The sequence below is a fragment of the Alcanivorax sp. REN37 genome, from assembly GCF_041102775.1.
In the GTDB taxonomy this organism is placed as follows: domain Bacteria; phylum Pseudomonadota; class Gammaproteobacteria; order Pseudomonadales; family Alcanivoracaceae; genus Isoalcanivorax; species Isoalcanivorax beigongshangi.
In genome coordinates, this window is the sequence record NZ_JBGCUO010000003.1 from 35,257 (window position 1) to 57,451 (window position 22,195).

Sequence of the window (22,195 nt, forward strand, 5' to 3'; positions counted from 1 at the left end):
CACCCTATCCGCCTCACCTTGCCAAAAAAGGACTGCCGCCATGAAAGGCTGGACGCTGCTGGAATTGCTTATGGTGTTGTTAGTGCTGGTCATCACCAGCACTGCCGTTTGGCCGGCCTGGCAGCAGTTGGAAAGGCGGCTGGCATTGAAATCAGGCCTGGAGGAAACCTTGTCACTGCTGAACAGCACCCGCGCCGAGGCACTGCTGCACCAACGGGTGACGGTATGCAGCGATCAAGGCTGCGACCGTTTTCCGTGGTCACAAGGATTAGTGAGCTGGAATCACCGTGGACAACAGCTGGGACAAGCACATCTCCCCAAAGATGTGCTGATTGTTTGGCGCGGCTTTCGTGGCACTGCGTTGGTGTTCGAAGACCGAGGGCGGCTGCGTTTTCAGAACGGCAGTTTGCTGCTCTGTCACCGGAAGTTGCCTGCCGACGGTCACCGGGTGGTGCTCAACTGGGTCGGCCGCCCCCGGGTGGAGGCGGCCCGCACCGGCGATTGCTTGGTCGACTGATCAATCCCAGTTGGCGGCGAAGTTGGTACAAGCGGAATCGTTGCTGCGGTTGTGGCAGCGCTGGCCAAGATGGTTTACCGCATAGGCCCCCGTACCCACCATGATTCCCTGCGGCCTGGCGGTCAGGGTGTAGCCTTGGAAATTGGCACTGATTTCCAAGCTGACATTGTACATCCGGTTGCGCGCCAAATCGGTGGCCAGCGCCGCCACGGTGGCGTTTTGATAGGTCAGCCGCTGAGCCCGGTAGCGCTCCAGAGTACTTTGCAGACCGAGCATCTGGCTCTTCACTTCCGCTTGGTGGGTGCGTTGGATATGCCCTTGATAAGACGGATAGGCCACCGCTGCCAGGATGCCGATGATCACCACCACCATCAGCAGTTCCAGCAAGGTGAAGCCGCCCTGGGCGGCGTTCGGCTCACGGATCATTCTGGGCCCCGGGCAGTTGGTTGAAGAACTGGTTGGCTTTGTCACGCGGCAGCGTGAACCAGCGCCGCTTGCGCAGCTCCAGGTTACCGCCGTCCGCATCACCAACGATCTCGTTGCCGATCAGCAGCGACAGTGAGTTGCCACCTTCCCGCGCCAGGATCTGCGGCGTGGACACGGGTGTTTGTGCCTGTAGCGCTTGCTCGCGCTGCGTCGGCACCGTGTCGTGGTTCAGTGATGCCGGTCGGCCGGTGGCCACGTCCATCACATAAAGATAGGAGCGCCCTAAGCTGACCTTGCATACGTCCAGCTGTCCACCGCCGTCGAAGGGGGCGTAAGTGGTGATCAACAAGCGCCCGTTGATCACTGCCGGGGCGGCCAGCGACTTCTCGCCACGCCGGCGCAGATCCACGTACCAACCCAGCTTGCCATCGAAGTCTTCCAAGGCCGGGGTCAGGTTGTCGGTCACGTTGAGCAGCTGGGCAGCGGTGATCGTGGTGACCGCCGTGCTTGCGTCGGCAGACAACGCCGAGTCATCGCGGAACGAGAACACTCGCTCACGGGTGGCAGCATCCAACGGGTGAGATGCGTAGCCGGAACCGATCGACACCATCAGATGCCGACGCCCCGCTTCCTCGGCGTAAGACACTGCGGGCGGATCGTAAAAGCGACGGTTCTCTGCGGCCGAGTTGCCGCCCAGATTGGCAAGACGCACCACGCGTTTGACCACGCTGCTGGTGCCCGTGGCGTCATCGTTGAGATCCACCCGGAACACTTGGCCGCCAAGGTCAGCGTAGTAAAGGAAGTCGGCCACACCATCAAAGTCGATATCCACCACCGCGATACCGCCCGGAACCGACCACTTCATGTCGTTGACACGCGTGTGGCCAGCACCCGCGACGCCGGAGGTGGCGTTGCTGCTGGCGGACCACAGTAGCTTGCCGGTCTCCGCATTCACCATGTACACCGCGCGACCGACTTCATCCCCCGTACTGCGGCTCGGCGCCTCATTGCGGAAACCTTCCTGGTTAATGCTCTTATCATGTGCGCCATAGCGCGGATCATAGCCCCCGCCGAACACCAGCACCGGGGTTTTGGTGCCGTTGATACGCACCTGGGTCAGCGTGGGCACCGACCAAGTCTGGCCCATCAGTTCGAAGCCCCGCGTGGCGGTGACCGGATAATCAGCATCCCCGCGCCCATGGATCACCCACTGCATTTTCGGCGCCTGGGTCAGGTCGGTGACATCAAGGCCGTAGTAGGAATATCCGCCCCGGCGCATGCCGCCGAACAGATACACCGCTTCCGGGGTGGCGGCACCGGCGCGACCACGGCGCCAACCGGTCCAAGAGCTGTCGAGGCCGTACAGACCGCGGGTGTTGTCGGGGCGCAGCGCCGCCGGGTACACCAGCGAATAAGCCTGCCGCACCATTTCATGGGGCATAAAGGTATACAGCTCCCGCCCGTTCTTACTGTCGATGGCGTGCAACATACCGGCATTAGTGGAGATAAATACCACGTTGGTTTGTTCATCAGGATCGGCGCTGGGCGCAGCATAATTCACCATCAGCGGCGAGCTATGCAGTGGGTCACCCCAGGTGGTCTGCAACCGGTCAAACACCTGCCGCGGGGTAACCGTGACGCCGGGCGGGATGGCAAAATTGACGCTGTTCAGATTCGAACTCTGCAGCCGCGTGACGGTAGTCCCTTGGGCATTGCTGACGTACAGTCGCCGCTCTTCGAGTTGGCCGCGGGCGCCGCCCTTGTCCACGTCAGACCCATCCGCGCTGCCGGACCAGAAGCTGCGGGCGCTTTCTTTGAACAACCCATCGTTATCTACCGCCGCCGTTCCGGACGCATCGAGCACTGCGTCAGCAGACGCCTGATAGCGCTTCAAGTTGCCGTGCCACAGCCCCGCAACATCTGGCTGAAACACCGCGAAGTACAGTTGCTCAAGATGCTGCAACCGGTTTGCCTGGTTCATCGACACCCCGGCGGAAGTCACCGAGCGCATGTCTTTGGAAATAAGATCGAGAATATCGAGAAACTCATTCGCCAACTCTTGCACGTTGTTGGCGCGGCGCGCCACGCCAGTGCCGCCGGCTTGAGCCACCTTATCCATCTCTCCCACTGCGTTCTGCGTACCCAGCGCCACCTGCCACGTCATGATGGACTTGCGGTCCTTTGCATTTTGGCCGTTGTTGTAGAGCCAAAACGCCAAATCCCGCTGGCACGGCCACGACGAATTACAGGATCTGCCAGTAATATTTCTCACTGAGAAATAGTCAGCGTCCGCGGTGGGCTCACCATCGGTCATGACGATGATGTGGTTAGAGTCACATTGGTTGAGCGGATTGATGGGCGAGGTGTAGAAGTCGTCACTGCGCCCATTACGCCAGTTGATCGCGGGGCTGGGTTTATTCTGGATTGCCTCACCAGTCTTGGCATAGTTAGTCGGCGACATGCCCAGCATATAGCGGGCCACTTCTGAGTAGGACTCCATGGTGGGCGTGTTGGAGGTGGCCGTAAGCCCGTTCACCACCGACTTCATCACGGCCTTATCCGCGTCAGTCAGGTCACGCACTGCGGAGAACACGTAGCCGCCGTAGCCACTGCCGTTCTTCGGGTCACCATTGAATTTGGCGAGACCGATGCGGACGCCGGGACCGACATTGTCCACCACTGTCGCAAACGCCCGTTTCAGCGTTTCCAGCCGGGTGATATTGCCCATCTGGGTGCCCATACTGCCGGAGGTATCCAGCAGAAACAGCACGTTGGCTTCCGGCTTGTTGTGCTCACTTTCGGTAGAAGCTTGGGCAAAGAAGATTTCAGTGGTATGAGCAGCGCTGACACTGCTCGCCAGCAAGCACCCGAGCCCGATCCACTTTCGCCACGCATTGATGCTGACCATTACTCCACCTCCCCTGCCGCCATCAGCCCCCGCTTGAGGGTCTCCTGCACGTGGTGGTTGGAGACGTCGTACGCGTCGATGTCAGCTTCCCCCAACATGCTTACCTCGTAATCCACCAAGATGGCGCCGGAACCGGTGACACTCACCTGTCCGCCCGCAACTGGACGCCGGCCGCTGAGGCCGGCACGAACCTGGCTGCGCACCAGCCCACGCGAATCAAGGTGGTCGCCACTGGCACAAAGGCGCTCGGCGCGGCGATCGTCCTTGGTGACACAGCGCTGGTATTGATTGCCGTCCAGCACCCGTGCCAACTCACCGATTCCGGTGTCTCGACCGAGCTCCTGAAAAGACTCCGCCAACGCCGACTCCGCGCCTTCGAACGCCAGCGCATCAAGCTGTGTGCCCACCGCCAAACGCGAGCTGAACACACTGCTTTTCATCGCCACCACGCCCAAAATAGCGGTCAGCACCAGAATCATCAGTGCCACCAGCAAAGCTGCTCCACGCTGGCCATCCACTGCCATTGTCATCATGCCTCCCAAGGGAAATTGCGCAGTGCAACAGTGCGCTGGAACGCACGCCGCAAGCGGCTATCCACTGCCCGCGTTACGCTCTGATCCAGCAAGCGGTAGGTCACCGTTTCGCCCACCGATGCCGGCAGCCCCGCCTCTTTGCTCAGCAGCACAGCGAGCTTCACCGCCATCACCGGCCGGTCGCCAACTTGGTTAGCGGTGACATAACGGGAAATTACTGGCGGCGTTTCATCGCCTTCGCGGATGCCATACAGCACCTCGAATGCCTCAACGTTAGGCAGCAACTCGATCGCCGCCGCTGCCAAACTGCTATCGCAGTACAGACCACCGTTATTGAGGAAATAACGCTGTGCAATCAGGGTGCTGGAGGCGCCATTGCCGAGACAGTCCTGGTCGCCGACGAAGGTGAATGTGAGGCTGTCGCCGGCGCTGCCCCCTTCGCCGGAGCCGAGCAGTGTTTTACCGCCCACGGTGATCGGCGCGAACACCACACCGGGCTGGGCCGCAATGTCATCGCCGAACAGGCCTGCCATACGGATGTCATCGGCAAGGAAGCGCATCAATAAAGTGCCTTCTTCCTGCACCTGCGACTGCGCCTGCTGCAAGTTGAAAGCGCGGCTATTGCCCGCGAACATCTGCGTGGCGGCCAGCGTGATGACCACGCCCAGCAACAGCGCCACCATCAGCTCGATCAAACTGAACCCCTTGGCATGGCTGACTGTCATCGCGCCACCTCCAGTACCAAGCACGCTGCATCCAAGGTTGCCTTGATGCCGCTGTTGGTCAGGCAGTCGTCTGCCGCCTGGCCTTTCCACGACACCACTACGCAAGTGAGTCCGGTAGCGTAGAGGCACTCCCTCACCACCACCCGCCCTTCCGGTAACAGCTGCCCGGCTAACCAACGGGCGGAGTCAGCTTCCCAGCGCGCCATTTGGTCTGGGTTGCAGCTCTGCGCTGTGCAGCGGTTCCATTCGGAAAACGAACCGGGATCGACCCCCTCATCTGGCCACAAGCCATTGGCAAGATGGTTAGCGCGCGGGTTGGCCTGCATGCGTTCCAACACATCTTGCGCAAGGCCGGTGGCGAGCGAGCGCTCGTGAGCCACTTCCGCGCTCTTCATGGCCGCCAGCTGCATACCGGCATAACCGAGGATGCCGATTGCCAACACCATCAAGGCCACCAACACTTCGATCAGTCCGGCGCCCTGTTGCAAGCGCGGGAAGCACTCAGGAGCAGGTCGTTTTTTCATTGGTCACCTGTCCGAATGGGCTGATTGAAACGATGCGTCCATCACCACCCTTGGCACTGCAGACGCGGAACTGGCGGCCACCTGGAATCACGCCACGGGCGGTGAATACCAGATTGCTGGCGCCCTGGGTCAAGGTCACAGTGGTGTATTCAGGGGCGTGAAAGTCTTCATTCTCGCGGCTTGAACCGGTCGGGAAGCTGAGCCGCCAACCGGAGTTCCAATCGCTGCCGCTCTGCGGCGCCAGCGTGACGCTGGAGCGGAAGTTAATGGCGTGAGCACGGGCGGTGTTCAGTGCCGTGATCAGCTCGCTGGTGGTACCGCGCACTCGGCTACCATCCACCACCGACTGGAAGCTAGGCACCGCCAGCGCCAGCACAATGGCCAGCACCACAATGGTCACCATCAGCTCAATCAATGTGAAACCGCGCTCGTTGCGCGCACCCGGCGATGCCATCAGCGGCCCCCGTAAAACGGACGTTGAAAACTAGGCTATCAGCCGAAGAATGGCCCCGGCAGCGACGGGAGACAGGCGGGAGAAGCAAAGGCATCAGCGGCGCCGGAGGGCGCCGCAGTGACAGGTGTTGGCATGTAAAGAAAGGTGGTATTTGACGCGGGTCACATTGGCGTATAAGCCAAAACCCCCACTCCAGACATGATTAGCGCAGCTCTTTAGGCATGGTGAATTGGATGGTTTCTTCACGCCCAGCCACTTCCACCAAAGCACCGCTTTCGCCAAGCGCCTGCAAGCGCTCGACCACTTGCCGCACCAGCTCTTCCGGCGCACTGGCACCAGCAGTGACACCGACTACCTGTTTGCCCTGAAGCCAGTCGGCTTCAATTTCCGCAGGATCGTCCACCAGATAGGCTGGCGTGCCGCAGCGTTCGGCCAGCTCGCGCAGACGGTTGGAGTTGGAGCTGTTGGGACTGCCCACCACCACCACCAATTGGCATTCCAACGCCAACTGGCGCACCGCGTCCTGCCGATTGGTGGTGGCGTAGCAAATATCTTCACGCTTGGGGCCGACGATCTCGGGGAAGCGCGCGCGGAGCGCCTCGATGACCCGAGCAGTGTCATCCACCGACAAGGTGGTCTGGGTGACAAACGCCAGCTTGGACGGATCACGCACGGCCAAGGTGGCCACGTCCTGCTCGTCTTCCACCAAATAGATGTCGCCACCATGGCGCAGGTCGTACTGGCCCATAGTGCCCTCCACCTCCGGGTGGCCAGCATGGCCGATCAGCACGCTTTCGCGCCCCTCGCGGCTGTAGCGGATGACTTCCATGTGCACTTTGGTCACCAGCGGGCAGGTAGCATCAAATACTTTTAGCTGGCGCCGAGAGGCTTCGTCCTGCACCACTTTCGCCACCCCGTGGGCAGAGAAGATAACGATGCAGTCGTCCGGCACTTCGTCCAGCTCTTCGACAAACACGGCACCGCGGGCACGCAGGTCTTCCACCACGAAGCGGTTATGCACCACTTCGTGACGTACATAGACCGGCGGGCCGAACACTTCCAGCGCCCGGTTGACGATGGCGATGGCACGGTCCACGCCGGCACAGAAGCCGCGCGGATTGGCAAGACGGATTTCCATGACTGACTCCTGCTCAGGCCGGCGTCGCCGGCGGGCTCAACGCAGGGACACCGGCTGTGCCGGGGCGTCCAGCGCCACCTCGATGATCTTGACCTCGAACGTCAGCTCGCGACCGGCCAGCGGGTGGTTGAAATCCACCGTGACCCAGTCGTCGTCCAGCGCCGTGATGACCCCAGGCAACTCTGCCCGAGCCGCATCGGCAAACTGCATCACGGTGCCGATCTCCAACTCGTCGTCTGCGGCGAAAGTGTCGCGGCGGAAGTGCTGGATGTTGTCGTCGTTATAGGGCCCGAATGCGTTTTCTGGGTCCAGCACCACACTGCGGCGGTCGCCGGTTTTCAGTCCCAGCAACGCACGCTCGAACCCCGGCAGCAACGATTCGTCGCCCCAGCTGAAACTGGCGGGTTCGCCGCCAAAAGTACTGTCGATCTCGGTGCCATCCATTAAGCGCACAGCAAAGTGCAGCGTAATGCGCCGCTGCGGCCCGATCCGCAATGCGTTATTCATGCTCGCGTCGTCCTCCACGCAGCATATCCAGAATCAGCAGCGCCGCACCGACGGTGATCGCCGCATCAGCGAGGTTAAACGCCGGGAAGTGCCGCGCCTGCCAATAGAAGTCGAGGAAATCCACCACGTGGCCCAGTACCAGCCGGTCCCACAGGTTGCCCAGCGCGCCACCGAGGATCAGCGCGAGGCCGCAACTGGTGATGCGGGTTTCACGCCCGCGCAGTAGCCAGCCGAGAATCACCACCGAGGCCAGCGCCGCAATGCCCGCGAAGAACCAACGCTGCCAACCACCAGCACCGGCGAGGAAGCTGAACGCCGCGCCCTCGTTGTAGGTCAGCACCAGGTTGAAGAATGGCAGCACCGGCCGCGTTTCGTGGAACTGGAACGCGGCTTGAATCAACGCCTTGGTCCACTGATCGAAACCGACCACCAGCAACGTCAGCCATAACCAATGCAGCTGTCGCCAATGCCAACGGGAGCCGTCACGCATAGCGGCGCTCCTCGCCTGAGCCTTCGATGTTATCGATGCAGCGGCCGCACAGCTCCGGGTACTCACTGTGCTGACCAACGTCTTCACGGTGATGCCAGCAGCGCGCGCATTTGGCGTGCGGCGACGCCGCCACCGCCACCGTCAGGCCGGTCAGCGCGCAGGGCGCCACCTCGGCCGGGGCCTGCGCCAACGGCGCCAGCACCGCAGTGGAGGTGATGGTGACAAAGCGCAGCTCATCACCGAGGCGGGCCAGCGTGGCTTCACGTTCCGGGCTCACATAGAGCGTGACGTCAGCGGCCAAGTTAGCGCGTACCACCTTGGCGTTGCGCGCATCTTCGATGGCTTTGTTCACTGCCTGCTTGATGTCCTGCACCTCGGACCAGAAGTCGGCATCCAGCTCGGCGTCCTGCGGCAGCCGGAACAGGCCGGCATACCAGGTTTCCAAGAACACCGACGAGCCACGCTCGCCGGGCAGATAGCGCCAGATTTCCTCAGCGGTGAAACTCAGAATCGGCGCCATCCAGCGCACCAGTGCCTCACTGATGTGGTACAGCGCGGTCTGGCAGCTGCGGCGGGCAATGGAGTCCGCCTGGGTGGTGTATTGGCGATCCTTGATGATGTCCAGATAGAAGCTGCCCAGATCCACCGAGCAGAAGTGGTGGATGCGTTGGTACACCTGATGGAACTGGAAGTCATCGAACGCTGTGAGGATTTCCTCCTGCACCGCCGCCGCACGGTCCACCGCCCAGCGGTCCAGCGCCAGCATTTGCTCCGGTGCCAGGGCATTGGTGGCGGGGTCAAAACCGCTCAGGTTGGCGAGCAAGAAGCGCGCGGTGTTGCGGATACGGCGGTAGGCATCGCCCATCTGTTTGAGGATGTTGTGCGAGACGCTCATCTCACCGCGGTAATCGGTGGACGACACCCACAGCCGCAGGATGTCGGCGCCAAGGGTATTAACCACTTCGTGCGGCTCGATGGTGTTGCCGAGCGATTTCGACATCTTGCGGCCGGACTCATCGACGGTGAAGCCGTGAGTCAGCACCGAACGGTACGGCGGCGCATCATTGATGCACAGGCTGGTCAGCAACGAGGACTGGAACCAACCGCGATGCTGGTCCGAACCTTCCAGATACATATCGGCCGGCAGCGCCAAACCCAGCTGCTTCTGCAGCACGGCAAAGTGGGTGACACCGGAGTCAAACCACACGTCCAGCGTATCCACTACTTTCTGATAGCGCTCGGCATCGGCGGCAAAACCCTGTTCGGCGAGGAATTGGGCGCCATCCAGCGAGAACCAGCCTTCCACCCCTTCGCGCTCGACGATGGCGGCCACCGCTTCGATCAGCGCCGGGGTGTGCGGATGCGGTTCGCTGGTTTCACGATCCACGAACAGCGCAATCGGCACGCCCCAAGTACGCTGGCGCGAGATGCACCAATCCGGACGGTCCTTGACCATGCTGCCGATGCGCGCTTTGCCCCACTCCGGCAGCCACTGCACCTGCTCCACCGCCTCGCTGGCACGCTGCTGCAGATTGTGGCGCTCCATGCTGATGAACCACTGCGCGGTGGCGCGGTAAATCAGCGGCGTCTTATGGCGCCAGCAGTGCGGGTAGCTGTGGTCGATGTGACCGGCCGCCATCAGTTGACCACTGGCACGCAGCGCTTCGATTACCGGCTCGTTGGCCTTGGTGACGTGCATGCCACCGACCACCGGCGTGCCCTCAGCGAACAGCCCGGAATCCAGCAGCGGGGAATCAGTTTCGAGGCCGTACTGTTGGCCGGCGATGAAGTCTTCCAGACCATGCCCCGGGGCGGTGTGTACACAGCCGGTACCAGCATCAGTCGTAACGTGGTCGCCGAGAATCACCGGCACCTCAGTGCCCATGAACGGATGGCGCAGTACCAGATTTTCCAGCGCCTGGCCAAGGAACACGTCGGAGCGTTCCACCTGTTCCAGACCCAAGCGCACCGCCACCGACTCGGCCAAGGCTTCCGCCACCACCAGTTGCTGCAAGCCGCCGGCGTTGCGACCGCTCAGCAGCACATATTCCAGCTCTGGGTGCAGCGCCACCGCGCGGTTGGCCGGCAGCGTCCACGGCGTAGTGGTCCAGATCACTACTTGGGGGGCGGTAGCTGCGAGGCCGGTGCGGGCATTGAAGTCCGCCACATCGGCCACCGCGAACGCGACGTCAATGGAGTGGGAGCGTTTGTCTTGGTACTCCACCTCGGCTTCCGCCAATGCCGAACCGCAGTCCAGGCACCATTGCACCGGCTTGAAGCCTTTCTGCAGGTAGCCGTTTTCAACGATCTTGCCGAACGCCCGAATGATGTTGGCTTCGGTATCGAAGTTCATGGTCAGGTACGGGCGCTGCCAGTCACCAAACACACCGAGACGGATGAAGCCGTCGCGCTGGGCATCAATCTGGCCGGCGGCGTATTCACGGCACTTGGCGCGGAACGCAGCGGCATCCACCTTCTGGCCAGGCTTGCCGACCAACTGCTCGACCTTGTGCTCAATCGGCAGGCCGTGGCAGTCCCAACCCGGCGTATAAGGCGTGTCGAAGCCGCTCAGGGTGCGCGACTTGAGAATGATGTCCTTGATGATCTTGTTCAGCGCATGGCCGATATGGATGGCCCCGTTCGCGTACGGAGGGCCGTCGTGGAGAATGTACTTGGGCCGATCGGCAAAGCGTGCGCGAATGGCCTCGTACAGCCCATCGCGGGTCCATGCGGCCAGTTGCTCGGGTTCCCGCTGCGCCAGGCCCGCCTTCATGGGGAAAGCGGTTTCCGGAAGATTCAGCGTTGCTTTGTAATCGGTCATGGTTTCTCTCGGGACAGGAAAAGCGCTATGAACTCAACCCTGCTGCAGCGAACCATGCCCGGGCGTGGACAAAGTCCTGCTGCATGGCAGCGGTCAGGGCGGGCAGCGTGTCGAATTTCAACTCTGGCCGCAAATAATGGCAAAACGTCACGTCAAGATGGCGGCCATAAAGGTCGCCTTGGTAATCCAGCAGGTGCACTTCCAAGCGCCAGTCCCGGCCATCCACGGTGGGCCGAGTACCGACACTGGCGACGCCAGGGTGCTGTTTCAAGCCCGGCCCATTGACAGTGACCGCGTAAACCCCGGTCAGTGCCGGCGGTCGCCGCAACAGCAGGTTGGCCGTGGGCACGCCCAGCGTGCGGCCGATCTTGTCGCCGTGGCGCACCCGGCCGCTGATCGCATAACGGCGACCTAACAGCCGCTCTGCCAGTGCCAAGTCACCGGCGGCCAGCGCCTCACGCACCCAGGTGCTGGAAACGCGGCGGCCATCCAACTCGCAGGTCGGGGTGTCTTCGACGCCGAAGCCCCACTGCTCACCGGCGCGCTGCAAATAGGCAAAATCACCTTCGCGGCCAGCACCGAATCGGAAGTCATCGCCCACCACCAAATAGCGGCAGCCGAGGCCGTCCACCAGCAAATCAGCGACGAACGCCGCCGCGCTCTGGGAACGGAACGCTTCATCGAAGCCGGCACAATAAAGCTGATCCACCCCCTGCGCGGCCAGGGTGCGTGCTTTATCGCGCAGCGACATCAGCCGAGGCGGCGCCTGGTCCGGCCGAAAAAACTCGGCCGGCTGCGGCTCGAACAGCATCACCAGGCTGCGCAGACCCAACGTCGTCGCCTGCTGCTGGACCCGCTGCAAGATCTGCTGATGGCCGCGATGGACCCCATCGAAGTTACCGATAGTGGCCACGCATCCGGCACCCGCCGCTGATCGCAGGTTATGCACACCGCGGAGAAGCTCCATGACGGCCCTTGTTACCCTGATGAATAAAGACGCGAGATTATAGGGGGCTGCGGCGCAAGTGACGAGGCTTGAAGCCCATCACCAGCAATACCAGCAGATAGATTGCCATGCCGGCGATCACCACCAGCGCCAGCCAACCGGCCCGCACCAACGCACTGCCGTCGAACCAAACCCCGGTCAACGATGCCAGGTAATGAATGCCGAGCCCCATCGCCAGTGTGGCCACGAGCACCCGCACCAAGAACGCCCACCAACCGGCGGCGGCCTGGTAAACGCCGTCGCGCTGCAGCCCGCGCCACAGCAGCCCCGCATTCAGCCAGGCCGACAACGCCGTAGCCAGCGCCAATCCCACATGGCGCAAATGCCAGACCAAAATCAGGTTAAAGACCATATTGGCCACCAGCGCGATCACGCCGATACGCACCGGCGTGCGGGTGTCTTGGCGGGCAAAGAACCCCGGCGCCAGCACTTTGATCAGCATGAACGCCAACAATCCGAACGCGTAGGCCTGCAGCGATGCCGCCGAGTGCGCCACATCACTGACGCTGAACTCACCGTAATGGAACAGTGTTGCCAGCAGCGGTGTGCTGATCACCGCCAGCGCCGCCGCTGCCGGCAAACCGACCAGCACCACCAGCCGAATGCCCCAGTCGAGGGTGCGGGCGAACGCCTCCGGCGTATCACCGGCATGCAGGCGCGACAAATTGGGCAAAATCACGGTGGCGATGGCGATGCCGAAAATACCCAGCGGCAGCTCCACCAGCCGGTCAGAATAGTAGAGCCAGGTCGGGCTACCGGTTTCCAGCAACGTTGCCAGCACCGTATCGAGCAGCAAGTTGATCTGGCTGACCGACACCCCGAACAGCGCCGGTGCCATCAGCTTCATGATCTTCACCACGCCTTCATCACGGGTATCGATCTTCGGCCGTGGCACCAGTGACAGCCGCGCCAAGAACGGCAGCTGGAACAGCAATTGCGCCACCCCCGCCGCCAACACGCCCCACGCCAGTGCCACCGCCATCCGCTCTGGCGCGAACAACGGCGCCAGCAGTAGCGCGGCGCCGATCATGCACAGGTTAAGCAGCACCGGCGTGAATGCCGGCACCGCGAAACGCCCCCACGCATTCAGGATGGCGCCGGCAAAGGCGGTTAACGAGATGAAGAACAGATACGGGAACGTCAGCCGCAGCATCTCCACCGCCAGCGCGCGCTGGAGAGGATCGTCACCAAAACCCGGAGCAAACAGGCCAATCAGCAGCGGCGCCCCGACCACACCCAGCACCGTCACCAGCAGCAACGCACTGCCGAGCGTGCCGGCAACTCGGTCAATTAGATGCCGCACCGCGGCCTGGCTGCCGCGCTCCTTGTATTCACTGAGCACCGGCACAAAGGCCTGATTGAACGCCCCTTCGGCAAACAGTCGGCGCAGGAAGTTAGGGATGCGGAATGCCACAAAAAAGGCATCGGTACCGGCGGACACCCCCAACATGCGCGCCACCACCACGTCACGCACCAACCCCAGCACCCGTGACAGCAGCGTCATCACGCTGACCACCATGGTGGAAGCAAAGAGTCCGCTGCGGCGGCGCGGGGCGGCTGTGGGGGTGTCGCTCATGGTTTCTCCGGCAAACCGCGCAAGCGTAACGGCTCGCCCTGACGCTGACCAGCGGCGGCGATGCGGGTTGCAGGATTGACATCGCCCGGCGGGATGGGCATAGTTGCGCGTCTTTCGTGGCGCTGCGTCTGCTGTACGCTCGCCCGCTAGCCGGCTCACTAGCCGATGCCGGTCAGCTGAAATTACAACTTATTCAACAGGAGCAGGACCTTGGCTAACTCACCGCAAGCGCGTAAGCGTGCTCGTCAGGCGGAAACGAGTCGTCAGCACAATGCAGCGATGCGCTCCATGGTGCGGACCTATCTGAAAAAGGTTATCGCTGCCGTTGCTTCCGGTGATCAGCCGTCCGCTCAAGCGGCCTACCAGAAAGCGGTTTCGGTACTGGACAAAGCCACCCGCAAGGGCAAATTCCACGCCAACAAGGCAGCTCGCCTGAAGAGCCGTCTGAACGCGCGCGTGAAGGCAATGGCCGCCTGAGGCACTCGCCTCAATCAAAAAAGCCGGCAACCTGCCGGCTTTTTTGTGCCTGGCCTTCGGGCATTCCTGACTTCACCATCTTCCGGCCAGCATCCACCATCCGGTCTCCTGTCACAGAACTGCGGTAGACAACACGGACGGCGGCTGGGCAGTATTCCGCCCAGACCGGACACAGGACCGTCCCATGGATAAGCGCCAACACTTGGTAGAAGCTGCGTTCCGATTGTTTTACCAGCACGGAATCCACGCGGTGGGCATCAATACCATTCTTGCCGATACCGGCATCGCCAAGAAAACCCTCTACAACCATTTTCCCTCCAAGGACGCGCTGATCGAGGCGACAGTGCTGCACCACGACCAGCAGTTCAGCCATTGGCTGCAAGCACGCATGGCCCTGCAACCGTCCGGGCGTGAAGCGCTAGTGGGCGTATTCACTGCTCTGGATGACTGGTTCAACGATCGCATTGATGACTGGCTGCCATTCCGTGGCTGCTACTTCACTAATGCCTGCGCCGAATACGGCGACGGCCAGCATCCGGTGCACCTTCGCTGCCAGGACCACAAAGCCAACTTACAGCGCCTGTTCCGCAGCCAGCTCGGCCAGGCCAGTGTGCTGCCAGGCAAGCAGGAGCGGCTGGCCAGGCAATTGGCCCAGCTGAAGGATGGCGCCACCGTGGCCGCCCATGTACTGGGTGACCGCAACGCCGCGCGCGCTGCACGCAAAGCAGCAGAGAAGCTATTGAAAGGAATTTGACGCAACTGTCACGACCCATTGCGGTCTAGAGCAGTCTGCACCTGACATTTAATCGAGGAGTAACCATGCGTCGCTTGCTGATGCTCGCCCCCATCGCGGCCTTAGCCGCCTGCCAAAACACGCCGGAACCAGCCACTAACGCGGACCTGACGCCGAACTGCCAAGCCGAGCAGTTCCAGCAATTAGTGGGCAAGTCCGCGGACGCACTCAACAACGTCACACTTCCCACCGGAGTGCGCATCCTGCGCCCGAACATGCCTGCCACACTGGATTACCGCAGCAACCGCATGAACGTGGTGATTGATGAGCAGAACAAGATCGAGCGCATCAACTGCGGCTGATCGGTAGCGCTTCCCGGCAGTGTTGCCCGGGACCACCGGTCCCGGGCACGAGCATCACTGCGACAGCTCCTGGATCGACACCCGTCGGTTACGGATCTCGTCTTCGGTATAGGGGAAGCTCAACCACTGCTTGTCGGAATAGGCCTGCGTCGCCTCCCCATAATAGGGACTGGCAGGATCCGAGCTGACGCCATTGGTGAGCATGGTATACGCCTGCACCGGCGCCCCAGCGGGAAACTCCACTACGTGCAGATAGGTGTTACGCAGCACCGTGAAGTAGCCCTCAACACCTTCACCACCGTACTGCGGCACCTGCATACCCGGCATGTCCATAAACTGGTGCTCACCCAGCGCACTGTCCAAGGGCTCTCCTCGGTCTGTTAGCTCTGCGACCGCTGCTTGCAGATGCGTCGCCGCAGCTGCGGCGCGATCTGGGTTGAAGCCACGCGGAGTATTGAGCGGATCGGCAGCATCGAACGGCACCCGATACAGCTCTGCATCTTTCACCATACGCACCCAGAAGGCACTCCAAAGGCGCGCACCGCGCGCATCCAGCTCACCGGTATTGTCCCAGGCAGCCAACGCCGCACAGGCATCTGCTAGCGCCGCATCACCGCAGACCGCCGCTAGGATTTCATCCTTCATTAGTTCGGCGCTGTAATTGCGGCTGTCGAGCACCATGCTGCGCAGCGTCTCACTGGATGCTAAGGACGGCCCATGGCTATCCTCACCGCGCTTGCGCTGCGCTGCCATCAGGTGCCCAAGCCGAGTGCGCAGGCTCTGTGCAGTACCCTCTTGGCCAATGATGTAGGCGTAGCCCTCCAGCGGCTGATCAGGATTGCTGAGCCAATAGCTGTCGTTCATGTTGCCAACGTAATCACGGGTTTTTAGCAGCGGCAGATTGCTGGGACCAAAGGTACCCGGAACAGCAGAGTCCTGATCGGTTGCCCAATCACACTCACTACGAGAGCCATCCAGCACCAGCACCCCAGGCACTCGCTGCATCACTAGCGGCCCAATTACTGGCACCAAGCAGTTGTCTTTATGTGCATCGGATACGTTCGGAACTGCGGTCACATCGGAATACAACACCTCCCCACTTTCCCGCGATGCGGCCGACGTATTCACCCACGGGATGCCCACCAGCGACTTGATGGTGCCGATGAAACGATCCAGCGAATCAGCTTGGCCAAACTCGAAGAAGTTGCGGAATGAGCGGGTATTTTCCAGATTCACATCACGCAAGGTGAACGCTTGCTGGTCATTCCATCCCAGACCGAAGCTAGACAGGTTCAACATCGGCCCGTATTCGGAGCGATAAAGTGTCCGGGTAGCGGTCTCCACCGACCCATCCGGCCGCCGCACCAGCACTGACACCTGTTCCGGCACCAACGACTTTTCCTTGCCATCCTGCAAGTAGACCGTGGGTTCCCCCGGCTTCAGCGGCAAGCGATACAGGGTGAACCGGGTTGCCGTGGAAACCGTATGCCCCCATGCCACATCGTTGTTGAAACCCATCAACACCATCGGCGCGCCGAGAATGGAAGCGCCAGCGATATCGAGCTTGCCAGGCACCCGCAGGTGCAACTGGTAGAACTTGTCGATGCCCTGCAGATACCAGTGCGGATTGGCAAAGTTGATGGCACTGCCATCCGCCGTGGCATCGGCCCCGAACGACAGCGTATTGCTACCGATCCCCTCCTCTTGGCCAACCTTGAAGCGGCCCGGATCAATCTCCGGCAGCGCGGTAACGGCCGCCACTGCGCCTGATGGCGCCGACGGTGGCAGCGCCGAGGACACCGCCTCCACCCAGTTGGCCGCGCTGCCTGCCAGGTTCAGAGCCAGCAAACGACGGAACACGTCTTGCTCGGAGATCTCGCCCAACCACGGCGCACCGACGCAATCCTGATGTCGCCCAGCGTGCTCGCCACGTTGGAATTCGCCCAAGTAGCGGTTATAGCCGACCGCAAACCCTTGTGACAAATGACGCAAATCGGTGTCTTGGGCCGCCATGAAGGACGCAATTTCCGCGTCGTTGAGCACGAAACGGAAGAAGAAATCCGCCTCTAGATTCGGCGGCTGACCAAAGGTGGCCTGATGCGGCACCCGGTCGGTGGCTGGAAAGTACTGCGAGCGCTCACCGCGGAAAGTGACGTAACCGTCCGCCAGCACACACAGGTTGTCCTCGGCAATCGCGTAGCCATGGCCAAAACCTAGCCCGCGATAATCTTTGGCTGTGATATGGGGAATACCCTGCTCGGTTCGCTCCAAGGTAGCTTGGTACAACGGACGCGGCGAGGATGACGAGGAGCTGCCGCACCCCGCAAGCCCCCATGCGAGCAGCCCCGCAAACGCCCAGCCAGCGGCCCGAGCCGCACGGTTTCCAGATGACATCGTTGTTCTCCTGTTTTTATAGATATCGAAACAACAGCTCCGGATACTGCCACAGGACACGCCGACGACTCAAAGAAACCGATCATTTTATGAGCAGAAAATAACGCACAGCGGCGCACACTGCGCCGCTACGGGGAACAATCAAGGACAGGACGGCGCCGCCCGCACCCGCAGATACCGGGGCACGGCGACGCACCGTAAATCAGCCGAATACCACCAAGTTATCGCGGTGGATCAGCTCTTCTTCATAGTGGTAGCCCAGCACCGCATCGATGTCGGCGCTGCGGTGGCGCTTGATGCGCTCCACTTCGTCATGGCTGTAGTTCACCAGCCCGCAGGCCACGCGCTGGCCTTGTTGATCTTCGCAGGCCACCATCTCGCCGCGACTGAAGCGGCCATGCACCGCCACCACGCCCACCGGCAGCAGACTCGAGCCCGATGAACGCAAGCGCTCCACAGCGCCATCATCCAGTACCAAACGGCCACGCATTTGCAGGTGCCCGGCCAACCATTGCTTGCGGGCGTTGTAGACGGTGGTATCCGGCAGCAAGGTGGTGCCGGGGCTTTCGCCGTCAGCCAATTGCGCTAGTACCGTCGGCGTGCGGCCAGTACAGATATGGGTGATGGCTCCACTGCGTGCCGCCAAGCGCGCTGCCCGCACCTTGGTGATCATGCCGCCACGACCAAGACCGGAACCGGAGTCACCCGCCACTTCAGCAATGTGCGGATCCGAGGCACACGCCTCACGGATCATCGGCGCACCGGGATCTTGGCGCGGGTCACGTTCGTAGAGACCGTCCTGATCGGTGAGGATCACCAGGTGATCCGCCACCACCAGATTCGCCACCAACGCAGCCAGGGTGTCGTTGTCACCGAAGCGGATTTCGTCAGTGACCACGGTGTCGTTCTCATTGATTACCGGCACCACGTCCAGCTCCAGCAAGGTGGTGAGCGTAGAGCGCGCATTGAGGTAACGCAGCCGGTCGGACAGATCATCGTGGGTCAGCAGCACCTGAGCCGTAATGCGACCGTGACGCTTGAAGCAGCTCTCCCACGCCTGCACTAGCCCCATCTGGCCGACCGCAGCGGCGGCTTGCAGCGCATGCACCGAGGACGGCCGCTGGGTCCAGCCCAGTCGCTGGATACCCTCCGCCACGGCGCCGGAGGACACCACTACCACCTCGATGCCGCGCTGCTGCAGCAGCACCATCTGATCGACCCAGGCCTGCATCAGCGCCAAGTCGAGTCCTGCTCCGTTGTTGGTCAACAACGCACTGCCGATCTTGATCACCCAGCGGGTGGGCTTGTGCTGATCGCTCGCCATGATCCGTCTTGTTGTCAGGGTTTATAGATGATTTCGACGTCGTAATCGTCGTCGTCAAAATCGTCGTCATCGTCGCTCAGCTCTGCCGCGGCCAGACGTGCCAAGCGCGCCTGCGCCTTGAGCTCCTGCACTTTCTCACGCGCCTCGGCTTCCAGACGGTTGCGGCGCGCCTCTTCGGCGGCAGCAAAATCGTCGTCTTCTTTCTCGCGCAAACGCCGCTCTTCAATGGCGTTCATCAGCGCATACACCAGCTCCTGAGTGCCCTCGCAGCTGGCCGCCGAAATACGATACACCGGACCTTGCCAGCCCAGCCGTTTGACGATGTCGTCGCAGAACTCGTCGCGCATCTCCGACGGCACCAGATCCATCTTGTTGAGCACCAGCCAGCGCTCCTGCTCAAACAACGCCGGCGAGAACTTCTCCAGCTCGGCGGTGATGGCTTCAGCGCTCTGCACCGGGTCGCTGCCGTCCACCGGCTCCACATCCAGCACATGCAGCAGCAAGCGGGTACGCGCCAAATGCTTGAGGAAGCGGATGCCAAGGCCAGCACCCTCTGCCGCCCCCTCGATCAAGCCAGGAATATCTGCCATTACAAAGCTGCGGTAACGGTCCACTTTCACCACGCCAAGGTTGGGCACCAAGGTGGTGAACGGATAATCCGCCACTTTCGGCTTGGCCGCCGAGACCGCGCGGATCAGCGTACTCTTGCCCGCATTGGGCAGCCCGAGCAGCCCCACATCGGCGAGCACTTTCAATTCCAGACGCAGCTTGCGCGACTCGCCGGGAGTGCCCGGCGTAGTACGACGCGGCGCGCGGTTAATGCTGCTCTTGAAGTGGATATTGCCGAGCCCGCCGCGACCGCCCTGGGCCACTTTCACGCGCTCGCCATCTTTGACTAAATCAGCCAGCACCTCGTCGGTGTCGGTGTCCAGCACCGTGGTGCCCACCGGCACCCGCAGCACGATATCCTCAGCCGACTTGCCGGTGCACTGGCGACCCCGGCCGGGCTCACCACTCTGAGCTCGGAATAGCCGCTCGTAGCGGTAATCGATCAGCGTATTGAGGTTGCTGTCAGATTCCACCCACACACTGCCACCGGAACCGCCGTCGCCGCCGTCGGGGCCACCGAACTCGATGTATTTCTCGCGCCGGAAACTCAGGCAGCCATTGCCACCCTTACCGGCATGCACGTCAATGACGGCTTCATCTACAAATTTCATGGTGATTCCCCCGAACGGGGTTCCTGAACGTCGTTGCCGGGCCCTAGCCCGCAGAGCAGTGTAAGCCCTGCCCTGAAAAGCAAAAAGGCCCCGCTGGTTTCCCTGCGGGGCCCTTGCCGCCCGCCGAGCGCGGGGCCCGCCGGCGGCGAGTCACGGCTGTCTGAAATCAGGCAACCGGCTCGATGGTGACGAACTTGCGGTTAGCCGGACCCTTAACCTCAAACTTCACACGACCGGTGACGGTGGCGAAGATGGTGTGGTCACGACCCAGACCGGTGTTAACGCCGGAATGGAAGTGGGTGCCGCGCTGACGCACGATGATCTCACCGGCTTGCACCAGTTGGCCGCCAAAACGCTTCACGCCAAGGCGCTTACTTTGCGAGTCGCGACCGTTACGGGTACTACCGCCTGCTTTTTTGTGTGCCATGTTCCAATACCTCTCGCTGTACCCGGATCAGCCTGCGATCCCGGTGATTTTCACTTCCGTAAACCACTGACGGTGGCCCTGCTGCTTGCGGGAGTGCTTGCGGCGACGGAATTTGATGATCTTCACCTTGTCGTGGCGACCCTGGGAAACCACTTCAGCGGTTACCTTGGCGCCTGCAACCAGCGGCTGACCAATGGTGACACTTTCACCGCTGGCAATCAGCAGCACGTCTTCGAAGGTCAGGGTGTCGCCTTCGCCGGCTTCGATTTTCTCGATGCGCAGAACGTCGCCTTCCTCTACCCGGTACTGCTTGCCACCGGTTTTGATCACTGCGTACATGGATGTACTCCAGAATGGGTTCCCGGTGGCGGACGATTCAGGTCACTTGGCGGCCACGGCAACTGATTTCGAAAAACATTGTATCTGGCCGCCGGACGCACCGGGGGCAAGGGGCGCGAATTCTACGCTGAACAACAGGGTTTCGGCAACCGCCCGCCCCCATCTACCAGCCGCCGCCGGTTTTCTTGACTCACCGTGCGCCACTGCTAGCATTGCCCGCTACTTGCGCTGCCTCTGCGGTCGTGGTCGCTCGCGCTGGATTGACCCCACAGAGAAGTATCCATGGATTTCAAAGCCATCGCCGCTCCCGTGGCGGACGACTTCACCGCCGTCAACCGGTTCATCACCCATCACTTGGACTCCGATGTCCCTCTGATCCGTGAGATCGGTCACTACATCGTGGAAGGCGGCGGCAAGCGGCTGCGACCGTTGATGTGCCTGCTAAGCGCCCGTGCCAACGGATACCAGGCCGAGCGTCACATCGACATCGCCGCGGTGATCGAATTCCTGCACACCGCCACCCTGTTGCACGACGATGTGGTGGACGAATCCAACATGCGGCGCGGGCGGCCCACCGTGAACGCGGTATGGGGCAATGCGGCCAGTGTGCTGGTGGGCGATTTCCTGATCTCCCGTGCGTTCCAGCTGCTGGTGCAGGTCGGCCACCCGATCCTGCTGGACATTCTGTCGCTGAGCACCAACGTGATTTCCGAAGGCGAAGTGCTGCAACTGATCAACTGCCGCGATCCGGATACCACCGAAGAGCGCTACATGCGGGTGATCCATCACAAGACCGCAAAAATGTTCGAGTCGGCCGCCCAAACCGGCGCCGTGCTGGCTGCCCAAGATGCCGAGCAGACCGCCTGGGCCAAACGTGTGTTCGGCGAATACGGCCGCCACATGGGCATTGCATTCCAGCTGATCGACGACGTGCTTGATTACACCGGCGATGTCGAATCACTCGGCAAGAACGTCGGCGACGACCTCGCCGAAGGCAAGCCGACGCTGCCACTGATCTACACCATGCGTGAAGGCAGCCCTAGCGAAGCGGCACTGATTCGCGACGCCATCCGCACTGGCGGCTTGGAGCAACTGGACGGGATCATCACCACTGTGCAACGCTGTGGCGGGCTGGAATACACCCGTGAACGCGCCCGCGAGCACACCCGCGCCGCACTTGATGCACTGGCCGAAGTACCGGACTCTCGCTACCGCCAGGCACTTGAGCAACTCGCCCTCGAGGCGGCAGAACGCGAGTTCTGATCCGCCCCGGGCCCCAGGAGAACCGCCACAG

Annotated in this window: 22 protein-coding genes; 5 read left to right on the forward strand and 17 right to left on the reverse strand. The window is 61.8% G+C overall.

Annotated elements, in window-relative coordinates:
• The first annotated feature begins 40 nt into the window (after positions 1-40).
• Positions 41-517: a GspH/FimT family pseudopilin gene (locus AB5I84_RS13135; protein ID WP_369456373.1), complete on the forward strand. Its 477-nt coding sequence runs from the start codon at positions 41-43 to the stop codon at positions 515-517.
• Here the strand turns inward: AB5I84_RS13135 and AB5I84_RS13140 are convergent, their stop codons facing one another.
• The 12 genes from AB5I84_RS13140 to murJ all read right to left on the reverse strand — a co-directional run bounded on the left by AB5I84_RS13140 (position 518) and on the right by murJ (position 13,625).
• On the reverse strand, positions 518-943 hold the full coding sequence (locus tag AB5I84_RS13140) for a type IV pilin protein (protein WP_369456374.1): 426 nt from the start codon (positions 941-943) through the stop codon (positions 518-520). It lies immediately after the preceding gene.
• Complete coding sequence (locus AB5I84_RS13145) at positions 933-3,851, reverse strand: VWA domain-containing protein (RefSeq protein ID WP_369456375.1); 2,919 nt, start codon at positions 3,849-3,851, stop codon at positions 933-935. Before AB5I84_RS13145 ends, AB5I84_RS13140 begins: the two co-directional genes overlap by 11 nt.
• Positions 3,851-4,381 (reverse strand): pilus assembly PilX family protein, encoded by a 531-nt coding sequence (locus AB5I84_RS13150; protein ID WP_369456376.1) that lies wholly within the window; start codon positions 4,379-4,381, stop codon positions 3,851-3,853. The genes AB5I84_RS13145 and AB5I84_RS13150 overlap by 1 nt, the downstream gene beginning before the upstream one ends.
• Positions 4,381-5,109: a PilW family protein gene (locus AB5I84_RS13155; protein WP_369456377.1), complete on the reverse strand. Its 729-nt coding sequence runs from the start codon at positions 5,107-5,109 to the stop codon at positions 4,381-4,383. Before AB5I84_RS13155 ends, AB5I84_RS13150 begins: the two co-directional genes overlap by 1 nt.
• Positions 5,106-5,633, reverse strand: a complete 528-nt coding sequence (pilV, locus tag AB5I84_RS13160; protein ID WP_369456378.1) for a type IV pilus modification protein PilV — start codon at positions 5,631-5,633, stop codon at positions 5,106-5,108. Before pilV ends, AB5I84_RS13155 begins: the two co-directional genes overlap by 4 nt.
• The gene (locus AB5I84_RS13165) at positions 5,611-6,087 is read right to left on the reverse strand and encodes a GspH/FimT family pseudopilin (protein ID WP_369456379.1); all 477 of its coding nucleotides are present in this window, start codon (positions 6,085-6,087) and stop codon (positions 5,611-5,613) included. The genes pilV and AB5I84_RS13165 overlap by 23 nt, the downstream gene beginning before the upstream one ends.
• Positions 6,088-6,289: 202 nt before the next feature.
• The gene (gene ispH, locus AB5I84_RS13170; RefSeq protein ID WP_369456380.1) at positions 6,290-7,225 is read right to left on the reverse strand and encodes a 4-hydroxy-3-methylbut-2-enyl diphosphate reductase; all 936 of its coding nucleotides are present in this window, start codon (positions 7,223-7,225) and stop codon (positions 6,290-6,292) included.
• A 36-nt stretch (positions 7,226-7,261) separates the two neighbouring features.
• Complete coding sequence (gene fkpB / locus AB5I84_RS13175) at positions 7,262-7,732, reverse strand: FKBP-type peptidyl-prolyl cis-trans isomerase (protein ID WP_369456381.1); 471 nt, start codon at positions 7,730-7,732, stop codon at positions 7,262-7,264.
• Entirely contained in the window at positions 7,725-8,222 is a 498-nt protein-coding gene (lspA, locus tag AB5I84_RS13180; RefSeq protein ID WP_369456382.1) for a signal peptidase II, read from the reverse strand. Before lspA ends, fkpB begins: the two co-directional genes overlap by 8 nt.
• Positions 8,215-11,043, reverse strand: a complete 2,829-nt coding sequence (gene ileS / locus AB5I84_RS13185) for an isoleucine--tRNA ligase (protein WP_369456383.1) — start codon at positions 11,041-11,043, stop codon at positions 8,215-8,217. The genes lspA and ileS overlap by 8 nt, the downstream gene beginning before the upstream one ends.
• Before the next feature lie 25 nt (positions 11,044-11,068).
• A complete protein-coding gene (ribF, locus tag AB5I84_RS13190) occupies positions 11,069-12,010 on the reverse strand; it encodes a bifunctional riboflavin kinase/FAD synthetase (RefSeq protein ID WP_369456384.1) in 942 nt (313 codons plus the stop codon).
• Between the two features lie 37 nt (positions 12,011-12,047).
• Positions 12,048-13,625, reverse strand: coding sequence for a murein biosynthesis integral membrane protein MurJ (gene murJ / locus AB5I84_RS13195; protein WP_369456385.1), 1,578 nt, complete (start codon positions 13,623-13,625; stop codon positions 12,048-12,050).
• Positions 13,626-13,835: 210 nt separating this feature from the next.
• Here murJ and rpsT point away from each other — a divergent pair, with 210 nt between their 5' ends.
• The 3 genes from rpsT (at position 13,836) to AB5I84_RS13210 (ending at position 15,197) form a co-directional block, all read left to right on the forward strand.
• The gene (gene rpsT, locus AB5I84_RS13200) at positions 13,836-14,102 is read left to right on the forward strand and encodes a 30S ribosomal protein S20 (RefSeq protein ID WP_369456386.1); all 267 of its coding nucleotides are present in this window, start codon (positions 13,836-13,838) and stop codon (positions 14,100-14,102) included.
• Between the two features lie 184 nt (positions 14,103-14,286).
• The gene (locus tag AB5I84_RS13205) at positions 14,287-14,856 is read left to right on the forward strand and encodes a TetR/AcrR family transcriptional regulator (protein ID WP_369456387.1); all 570 of its coding nucleotides are present in this window, start codon (positions 14,287-14,289) and stop codon (positions 14,854-14,856) included.
• 65 nt (positions 14,857-14,921) lie between these two features.
• Positions 14,922-15,197: an I78 family peptidase inhibitor gene (locus AB5I84_RS13210; RefSeq protein WP_369456388.1), complete on the forward strand. Its 276-nt coding sequence runs from the start codon at positions 14,922-14,924 to the stop codon at positions 15,195-15,197.
• A 54-nt stretch (positions 15,198-15,251) separates the two neighbouring features.
• On the opposite strand, the gene AB5I84_RS13215 is transcribed toward AB5I84_RS13210, so the two are convergent.
• The 5 genes from AB5I84_RS13215 to rplU all read right to left on the reverse strand — a co-directional run bounded on the left by AB5I84_RS13215 (position 15,252) and on the right by rplU (position 20,901).
• Complete coding sequence (locus tag AB5I84_RS13215) at positions 15,252-17,591, reverse strand: penicillin acylase family protein (protein ID WP_369456389.1); 2,340 nt, start codon at positions 17,589-17,591, stop codon at positions 15,252-15,254.
• Positions 17,592-17,793: 202 nt separating this feature from the next.
• The gene (gene proB / locus AB5I84_RS13220) at positions 17,794-18,915 is read right to left on the reverse strand and encodes a glutamate 5-kinase (RefSeq protein ID WP_369456390.1); all 1,122 of its coding nucleotides are present in this window, start codon (positions 18,913-18,915) and stop codon (positions 17,794-17,796) included.
• 14 nt (positions 18,916-18,929) lie between these two features.
• Positions 18,930-20,135 (reverse strand): Obg family GTPase CgtA, encoded by a 1,206-nt coding sequence (gene cgtA / locus AB5I84_RS13225; protein ID WP_369456391.1) that lies wholly within the window; start codon positions 20,133-20,135, stop codon positions 18,930-18,932.
• 166 nt (positions 20,136-20,301) lie between these two features.
• Positions 20,302-20,562, reverse strand: coding sequence for a 50S ribosomal protein L27 (gene rpmA / locus AB5I84_RS13230; RefSeq protein WP_369456392.1), 261 nt, complete (start codon positions 20,560-20,562; stop codon positions 20,302-20,304).
• 27 nt (positions 20,563-20,589) lie between these two features.
• Positions 20,590-20,901 carry a 50S ribosomal protein L21 gene (gene rplU, locus AB5I84_RS13235; RefSeq protein ID WP_369456393.1) on the reverse strand — a complete coding sequence of 104 codons (312 nt, stop codon included), beginning with the start codon at positions 20,899-20,901 and terminating at the stop codon, positions 20,590-20,592.
• A gap of 282 nt (positions 20,902-21,183) precedes the next feature.
• Here rplU and ispB point away from each other — a divergent pair, with 282 nt between their 5' ends.
• Positions 21,184-22,164 (forward strand): octaprenyl diphosphate synthase, encoded by a 981-nt coding sequence (gene ispB / locus AB5I84_RS13240; protein WP_369456394.1) that lies wholly within the window; start codon positions 21,184-21,186, stop codon positions 22,162-22,164.
• Positions 22,165-22,195 lie beyond the last annotated feature (31 nt).